This is a genomic window from Methylobacterium goesingense (assembly GCF_022179225.1).
GTDB classification, from domain to species: domain Bacteria; phylum Pseudomonadota; class Alphaproteobacteria; order Rhizobiales; family Beijerinckiaceae; genus Methylobacterium; species Methylobacterium goesingense.
Genome location: NZ_BPQL01000106.1, coordinates 1 through 7,614 on the forward strand (window position 1 = coordinate 1; position 7,614 = coordinate 7,614).

The 7,614-nt window shown below is 70.6% G+C and carries 7 protein-coding genes and 1 pseudogene; 5 read left to right on the forward strand and 3 right to left on the reverse strand.

The genetic code is table 11. From position 1 onward, the window contains the following. The 5 genes from MFF30_RS18355 to MFF30_RS18375 all read left to right on the forward strand — a co-directional run. Window positions 1–521: response regulator (locus MFF30_RS18355; protein ID WP_238280923.1), on the forward strand; the 521-nt coding region annotated here is incomplete at its 5' end. A 105-nt stretch (window positions 522–626) separates the two neighbouring features. Then, window positions 627–1,880 carry a nickel pincer cofactor biosynthesis protein LarC gene (larC, locus tag MFF30_RS18360; protein ID WP_238280924.1) on the forward strand — a complete coding sequence of 418 codons (1,254 nt, stop codon included), beginning with the start codon at window positions 627–629 and terminating at the stop codon, window positions 1,878–1,880. Next, on the forward strand, window positions 1,877–2,704 hold the full coding sequence (gene larE, locus MFF30_RS18365; RefSeq protein ID WP_238280925.1) for an ATP-dependent sacrificial sulfur transferase LarE: 828 nt from the start codon (window positions 1,877–1,879) through the stop codon (window positions 2,702–2,704). Before larC ends, larE begins: the two co-directional genes overlap by 4 nt. Continuing rightward, entirely contained in the window at window positions 2,701–3,384 is a 684-nt protein-coding gene (gene larB, locus MFF30_RS18370) for a nickel pincer cofactor biosynthesis protein LarB (RefSeq protein WP_238280926.1), read from the forward strand. Before larE ends, larB begins: the two co-directional genes overlap by 4 nt. 48 nt (window positions 3,385–3,432) lie before the next feature. After that, window positions 3,433–4,542 (forward strand): aldo/keto reductase, encoded by a 1,110-nt coding sequence (locus MFF30_RS18375; protein WP_238280927.1) that lies wholly within the window; start codon window positions 3,433–3,435, stop codon window positions 4,540–4,542. Between the two features lie 93 nt (window positions 4,543–4,635). Here MFF30_RS18375 and MFF30_RS18380 read toward each other — a convergent pair whose 3' ends face one another. The 3 genes and pseudogenes from MFF30_RS18380 to MFF30_RS18390 all read right to left on the reverse strand — a co-directional run. Next, window positions 4,636–5,652, reverse strand: a complete 1,017-nt coding sequence (locus tag MFF30_RS18380) for an ABC transporter substrate-binding protein (protein ID WP_238280928.1) — start codon at window positions 5,650–5,652, stop codon at window positions 4,636–4,638. A 40-nt stretch (window positions 5,653–5,692) separates the two neighbouring features. Further along, window positions 5,693–7,345, reverse strand: coding sequence for a thiamine pyrophosphate-binding protein (locus tag MFF30_RS18385; protein WP_238280929.1), 1,653 nt, complete (start codon window positions 7,343–7,345; stop codon window positions 5,693–5,695). Between the two features lie 40 nt (window positions 7,346–7,385). Then, window positions 7,386–7,614 (reverse strand): annotated as a pseudogene (locus MFF30_RS18390) (succinate dehydrogenase/fumarate reductase flavoprotein subunit); the annotation flags it as partial.

A 7,614-nucleotide genomic window follows, 5' to 3' on the forward strand; every position in this document is an offset into this window, starting at 1 on the left:
TCGCGCCCCAGGACGACGCTCGGCTGGCACGGCCGCGACGTCGTCCTGGGGCGCGACGCCCGATGAGCAATCTGGAGGGACGACGCGTTCTCCTGGTGGAGGACGAGAGCCTGGTGGCGATGCTGGGTGAGGACATGCTCCTCGACCTTGGTTGCGAGGTCACCGTCGCCATGCGCCTCGAAAAGGCGCTGGCGCTCGCCCGACACGAGGCCTTCGACATGGCGATCCTCGACGTGAACCTCGGCGAGACGGTGAGCTATCCGATCGCAGACGTGCTCTTCGAGCGCTGCATTCCCTTCATCTTCGCCACGGGCTACGGGACGAGCGGGATCGCTGCCACCTACAATGCGATCCCGGTGATGCAGAAGCCCTATCAGGTCGGCCAGATGGCGGCCCTCCTCAAGCACCTCCTCACCTGCGAGACGCTGGTGCGGAAGGGGGCCGCGCCGGGCAGCGGAATTTCCTGCACCTGCGCCCTGGGTCCTGGTCGCACCGGTCCCACGGTGATCCGGATCGACTGAGGGCGGACCCGCTGCGGCCTTCGGTCCCCGTCGCGGCGCGCTTGCCGGCGGACCTTTCCGACCGATGTCACGTTCCATCGCCACGGACCGTGAACGCCAGACCGCATGCAGATTCATCTCGACGCCCTCGGCGGTGTCGCCGGCGACATGTTCGCCGCCTCCCTCCTCGACGCCTTTCCCGAGCTTGAGGCCGGGGTGCTCGCGAGCATCCGGATGGCCTTGCCGGAGGTCTCCTGCGAGTGCATCCGCCACAACGACGGGATCCTGGCGGGGCGCCGCTTCGTCGTGGCCCGGTCAGGTGCGTCGGATCGGACGGCGCACCATCATGAGCATGATCACGCGCACGATCACGATCACCCGAATACTCACACCCATCGGCACTGGTCGCAGATCCGCGGCGAGTTGGAGCGGGCACCTCTCGCAACCGCCGTCCGGGACCATGCCATCGGCATCTTTACGCACCTCGCCCAAGCCGAGGCCCGCGTCCATGGCATCGCGGTGGACGCGGTGGAGTTCCATGAGGTCGGCGCCTGGGATTCCATCGCCGACATCGTGGCGGCGGCGCACCTGATCGCGCATCTCGAGATTACGGCGGCGAGCGTATCGGCTCTGCCTCTCGGGTCGGGCCGGGTGCGGACGCAGCACGGGCCGCTGCCGGTACCGGCTCCGGCCACGACCCTCCTTCTGGAGGGTTTCACCACCCTCGACGACGGCATCCCGGGGGAGCGCGTGACCCCGACCGGCGCCGCGATCCTGCGCCACCTGCGCGATTGCGCCCCGCCCGCGCCGGCGTCCCCGCGCACGCTTGCGGCCACCGGCATCGGCTTCGGCACCAAGACGCTGCCCGGCATCGCGAACTGTCTGCGTGTGCTGGCCTATGCGGAGGCCCCGGCAACCGGAAAGCAGTCCGAGCACCGCGAACTCGGGATCATCGAATTCGAGGTGGACGATCAGTCCGCCGAGGAACTCTCCATGGGGCTCGACCGCCTGCGTACGCATCCCGACATCTTCGACGTCGTGCAGATGCCCGTCTTCGGCAAGAAGGGCCGCATGATGACCCATGTGCGCGCGCTCGCCCGGGCCAGCGCCCTCGAATCCGCGATCGCGGCCTGCTTCACCGAGACGACCACCATCGGTCTGCGCCACCATGTGGTTTCGGGCGCTGCCCTGCCACGCCGGTCGCTGACCGTCACCGTCGAGGGCCGGCCGGTGCGCGTGAAGGTGGTGGAGCGGCCGGGCGGGGCGACCGCGAAAGCGGAATCCGACGACGCCCTGGCCGGCGAAAGCCACGCCGCGCGCGCCTCCCTGCGCCGGGCGGCCGAGCAGCTAGCCCTGCGTACGCAGGAGGACGAGGCATGAGCGCCGTGTCCCGCGATCAACTCGGGGCTGTACTTGGCGAGATCGGGCCGCTCGCTGTCGCGGTGAGTGGCGGCGTTGACAGCCTCACCCTGGCCGCGATGGCGCACCGCGTCCTCGGCCGCGATGGCGCGCTGATGGTGCACGCAGCCTCGCCCGCCGTGCCGGGGGAGGCGACCGAGCGCGTGCGCGCGGAGGCGGATCGCAGCGGCTGGTCGCTCCGTGTGGTGGAGGCTGGCGAGTTCGCCGATCCGAACTACCGGGCAAACCCGGTGAACCGGTGCTTCTTCTGCAAGACGAACCTCTACGGCACGATCCGGAGCGTGACGGACCGCCCCATGGTCTCTGGCGCGAACCTCGACGACCTCGGCGAGTATCGCCCCGGCCTCGACGCCGCCCGGGAGCACGGCGTCCGCCATCCCTACATCGAGGCTGGGTTCGACAAGGCGTCGGTGCGGGCCCTCGCACGCGATCTCGGCCTCGGCGCGGTTTCGGACCTGCCGGCGGCGCCCTGCCTGTCGAGCCGGGTCGAGACCGGCACCCGGATCGAGCCCGAGACCCTGGCCTTCATCCATCGGGTGGAAACTCTGGTGGGCGCGGCCCTCGGCGCCGCGATTGACCCGAAGCGGGCGGTGCGCTGCCGTGTCCGAGCGGCCGGCATCGTGGTCGAACTCGACCCGAACAGCCTCGAACGGCTTGATGGCGGCGCGCGCGCGGTCCTCGCCGCGCGCATCGGCGCCGAGAACCCGGTGGGTCTGCCGGATGCCCCCGTGCGATTCATGGCCTACCGGACCGGAAGCGCCTTCCTGACGGGGAGCGCGTCATGAGCATCGCGGACGAATTCGTGCTCGACTTCGCGCGCCCGGAACGGATCGGCCTCGAAGAGGCGATCTACGCCGCCGGCAAGTCGGCCGAACAGATCGACGCGATCCTGGATGCCGCGGCGGCGCGGGATGCGTCCCTGCTGCTGACGCGCCTCGATCCGGACAAGCACGCGGCGCTCGCGGCAGCGCATCGGGCGCGGATCGACTACTGCGCCGTCTCGCGCACGGCGATGTTCGGTTCGCGCCGCACGGTCGCCGGCCCCGCCCGCATCGGCATCGTGGCGGCCGGCACCTCGGACATTCCCGTGGCGCGGGAGGCGGAGCGCACGCTGGCCTACCAGGGTGTCGCCAGCACGCTCTTCGCCGATGTCGGCGTGGCGGGGCTGTGGCGGCTGACCCGGCGCCTTGACGAGATCCGCGCGCACCCGATCCTCATCGTGGCCGCCGGCATGGATGCCGCCCTGCCCAGCGTCGTCGGCGGCCTCGTGTCGAGCGCGCTGATCGCGGTGCCCACCTCCGTCGGTTACGGCGTCGCGGAGGGCGGTCGCACGGCCCTCGACGCCATCCTGGCGAGCTGTGCCCCCGGCATCACGGTCGTCAACATCGACAACGGTTACGGCGCGGCCTGCGCCGCCCTGCGCTGGCTCCACGCCGCCCGCATCCTCGCCGCCGGAGAGGTCTAGGATGCCGACCAACTTCGATATCGCCCTCGTTCGACACGGAGACCGACCATGGAACGCCGCAGTTTCCTACAGGGCGCCGCACTCGGCGCCGGCCTCGCCGCAACCTCACCAGCAGGTGCAGCCGTGACCGCGCCCGGCTTGCCCAACACCCGTCCGAAGGACCCGGCCGACCTGCCCCTGGTCACCGATCCCGGCGAACGGCGCGGCGAAATGCTCTACCGCGCCTTCGGCCGCCACGCCGAGAAGATCTCGGCGATCGGCATGGGCGGCTTTCACCTCGGCAAGAACGCGGTTTCGGACGACGAGGCGACACGCCTCATCCACGCCGGCATCGAGCGCGGCATCACCTTCATGGACAATTGTTGGGACTACAACGGCGGTCGCTCGGAGCTGCGTATGGGCGCCGCCCTTTCGCAGGGCGGCTACCGCGACAAGGTCTTCCTGATGTCCAAGATGGACGGGCGCACCAAACAGGAGGCGATGCGTCAGATCGACGAATCCCTGAAGCGCCTGCGCACCGACCGCATCGACCTCGTGCAGCACCACGAGATCCTGCGCTTCGACGACCCCGACCGGGTCTTCGCCGAGGGTGGCGCCATGGAGGCCTTCGTCGAGGCGAAGCAGGCCGGCAAGCTACGCTACATCGGCTTCACCGGGCACAAGGACCCGCGCATCCACCTGCAGATGCTGGAAGTCGCCGAAGAGCGCGGCTTCCACTTCGACTCCGTGCAGATGCCGCTCAACGTCATGGACGCGCATTTCCGCTCGTTCGGGCACCTCGTGCTGCCCTATCTGGTCCAGCACGGCATCGCGGCGCTCGGCATGAAGACCTTCGGCGACGGCGTCATCCTGAAGAGCGACGCGCCGATCAAGCCGCTCGAATATCTGCACTTCTGCCTGAACCTGCCGACCAGCGTGGTGATCACCGGCATCGAGAGCCAGCGCGACCTCGACCAGGCCTTCGAGGCGGTGAAGACCTTTGTGCTCATGGACAAGGCGAAGGTCGCCGCGCTGCTGGAGCGCAGCAAACCCTACGCTCTGGAAGGCAAGTACGAGCTGTTCAAGACCTCCGCCACCTTCGACGGCACGGCCAAGAACGCGGCCTGGCTCGGCGAGGACGTGGAGAGCGTCAAGAAGCTCGCGCCGACGATGGAGTAGGGACCGCACGCGCTCGGCGGCGAGGGGGGCCACCCGATGCCGCCGGGCCCGTGAACCGTCTCGGCGGTTCGAACCGAGGACCCCGCTGGTGCCTCAGCTTCCGGGCTTGCCGTGGACATTGGCGAAAAACAGTTCGCGCCAATCCTTGGCGCCGCGCCGGATCGTCTTCGTGCGGGCCATGAAGTCGACGTAGCGCAGGATCGCCTGGGGCGTCGTCGTGAAGGCGACCTGCGGCGAGGCGAGGATCGACGCGATCAGGCCCACATCCGACCCGTCGCGGGCAAGACGGGCATAGGCCTGGGCGGCCGATTGCGGATCGCCCGCGATGGACTCGACCGCCTCCTCCAGGGCCGCCATGAAGGCGGCGTGGACGGTCGGATTGGCCTCCACGAAAGAAGCGGAGGCCCAGACCACGTTGAAGGTCGAGGGGCCGCCGAGCACGTCGAAGGTGTTCAGGATCGTGCGAATGCCGGGCTTGCGGAGCTCCAGTTCCTGAATCGGCGCGGCGGTGAAATGCGCGCTCACCTCCTGGCCTGACAGAAGGGCCGCCATGCCGTCCGGATGCGACAGGGTCACGGTCAGGCGGTCGAGGTCGTTGCGCCGGGCCTCCCCGAGTTCCTTCTCGGCCGCCATCTGCAGGAACATGGCCTGCACGGAGACCTTCACGGCGGGCAGCGCGATCTTGTCCCGGTCGGTGAAGTTACGCAGCGACCGGATGCGGTCCGCGTTCGTATTCATGAGGAGCGGCATGGCGTTCATCGCCGCCACCCCCTTCACCGCCATGGCGGTCCCATCCGTCTTCGACCAGAGCAGGACGAGGGGCGGCACGCCACCGGCCACGAACTGGATCGAACCGGACAGGAGCGCATCGTTCATCGCCGCGCCGCCCGCGAGTGTGACGAAGCGGGCGCCGAGCCCGGACAGGCCCTTCGCCGCCGCATGCTTTCTGAGCAGGCCCTGCTCTTCCATGATCATCAGCGGCAGGTGCCCGAGGCTCGGCTGGCGGGCGACGACGACCTCCTGCACCTCGGCGCGTGCTGGCCGCAGGCCGCCGAGGAGGGGCAGGCCCGCGCCGAGCAGCCCCCCGGCCAGAACGTCGCGTCGGCGCATGTGAACCTCCCTGGGTCGAAACCGTGGTGGGGATGTGCGGTCAGCCCGCCTTCGGCCGGCGGATGACGGGGGCCGGTACGCTCTCGATCAGTACGTTGAGGCAGGCCGGGAGGCCGCTGGCATGGGCTTCCTCCAGGGCCTGCGGCAGATCCTCGGCCCGGGTGACGAGGGCGCCGTGGCCGCCGAGTGCCGTCACGACACGATCGTAGCGCGAACTCAGCAGGTCGCAGTGGCGCGCCCGTTCCGGCCCGTAGTTGCGGAGCTGGATCTGGTACTCGGCGTTCCAGCGGGCGTCGTTGCCTACCACCGCGATGAAAGGCAGGCCGTAGCGCACGGCGGTGTCGAACTCGGCCATGTGGAAGCCGAAGGTGCCGTCCCCCAGGACCGCCACCACAGGCCCCGCCGGGTCGTGGAGCCGGGCCGCCAGGGCGAACGGCAGCGACGCGCCGATGGTGCCCGAGACACCGTTGATGAGGCGTCGGGGCGCCTTCACAAGGGCCTGGGGCCATTGCCCGATCTCGCCGCCATCGCAGATCAAGGTGCCGCCGGGATGCCGGTCGAAGAAAGCGGCGACGCCGCGGCACAGCTCCACCGGATGGAGGCGCCCCTCCGACCCGCGCCGGTCGTCCCAGTCCGGGGGGCGGTAGGCCACCGCCGCCCGCACGGCAGCCGGCCAGCCGGTCTGGTCGTCGGGCCGGTCGCCGGCGCTGCGCGCGTCCAGGTATCGGGCGAGCGCCGCGAGGGTCGGCAGCGCATCGGCCGTGCCCGAGACGGCGAGGCGGGCCGGATCGACCCGCGCGGCGAGGCCGGGGTCGGGGTCGACGACGACGAAGCGGCAGGCCGGCGCCACCGCAGGCGCCTCGCCGAACTTCAGGGTGAAATCGAGGGGCTTGCCGACGAGCACGAGGCAATCGGCCTGGGCCAGCACCTCGGCGAAGGCGCCGAGGCTCGGATCGTTGAGGCCGCGCGGGCTTTCCATGCCAAGGACAGGCACGCCCGAGGCCGCCTCCAGCGCCGTCATCCGGGCGCGTCCCTCGGCGCCACAGGCGACCGGGCCGCACAAGATCAAGGGCCGCTGCGCCCGGCCGAGTTCCGCCGCCACCGCCGCGACGAGGTCGGTGCTCGGCTCGCCGACTTGGATCGCCGCCTCGGCGGCTGCCGGGGATGCGGTCTCGGCCTGCGCCTCCAGGAGGTCGACCGGCAGGCTGAGATGAACGGGTCCGGGCCGGCCCTCGCGGGCGATCCGCAGGGCTCGGGTGATGTCGTCCGCCAGGGTGTCGACGGAGGCGGACGTCCAGGAGGCCTTGGTCATCGGCCGTGCGATGTCGGCCTGGGCGAGTTCCTGAAAGGCGCCGCGCCCGATCTCCGACAGCCCGGCATGGCCCGAGAGCAGCAGCACGGGGCTCTCCGCCGCGAGGGCCGTGAACAGGGCGGCGGCGCCGTTCGTCTGCCCCTGCCCGCCGGTGACCAGGGCGACCCCGACCTCGCCGGTCAGCCGGCCCCAGGCGTCGGCCATGTGCACGCAGGCGGCCTCCTGGCGGACATGAACCACCGCGATGTCCGTGCCCAGCAGGGCATCGAAGATCGGCATGATGTGGTTGCCCGACAGGGTGAAGATGCGGCGGACGCCGAGGCGCTCCAGCGTCTCGACGACGATATCGGCTCCGCGCGGCCGGCCCCGGGACTGGTCCATGGCGTCTCTCTCCGAGATCGGTCGGGTTGGGGGCGCGGCCTCAGGCCGCCGCGTCGAGGAGGGAGGCGCCGGGGCGCACATGGGTGAAGGCGACGGGCTCCATGCCGACGTCGAGCCCGTCCCCGGCCTGGCGCACCACGGTGTAGTGCGAGGTTGCGAGATCCGAGGCGTCGGGGAAGTCCTCGCGGAAATGCGCCCCGCGGCTGTCGGTGCGGGCCAGCGCCGCGGCCTGGATCGACCGGCTGACGAGGACGAGGTTCTCGAGGTTG

What these genes read in the sequence shown, in the direction of transcription:
- larC (WP_238280924.1), top strand. Translation starts at nt 627, where the DNA reads ATGCAGATTCATCTCGACGCCCTCGGCGGTGTCGCCGGCGACATGTTC.
- larE (WP_238280925.1), top strand. Translation starts at nt 1,877, where the DNA reads ATGAGCGCCGTGTCCCGCGATCAACTCGGGGCTGTACTTGGCGAGATC.
- larB (WP_238280926.1), top strand. Translation starts at nt 2,701, where the DNA reads ATGAGCATCGCGGACGAATTCGTGCTCGACTTCGCGCGCCCGGAACGG.
- MFF30_RS18375 (WP_238280927.1), top strand. Translation starts at nt 3,433, where the DNA reads ATGGAACGCCGCAGTTTCCTACAGGGCGCCGCACTCGGCGCCGGCCTC.
- MFF30_RS18380 (WP_238280928.1), bottom strand. Translation starts at nt 5,652, where the DNA reads ATGCGCCGACGCGACGTTCTGGCCGGGGGGCTGCTCGGCGCGGGCCTG.
- MFF30_RS18385 (WP_238280929.1), bottom strand. Translation starts at nt 7,345, where the DNA reads ATGGACCAGTCCCGGGGCCGGCCGCGCGGAGCCGATATCGTCGTCGAG.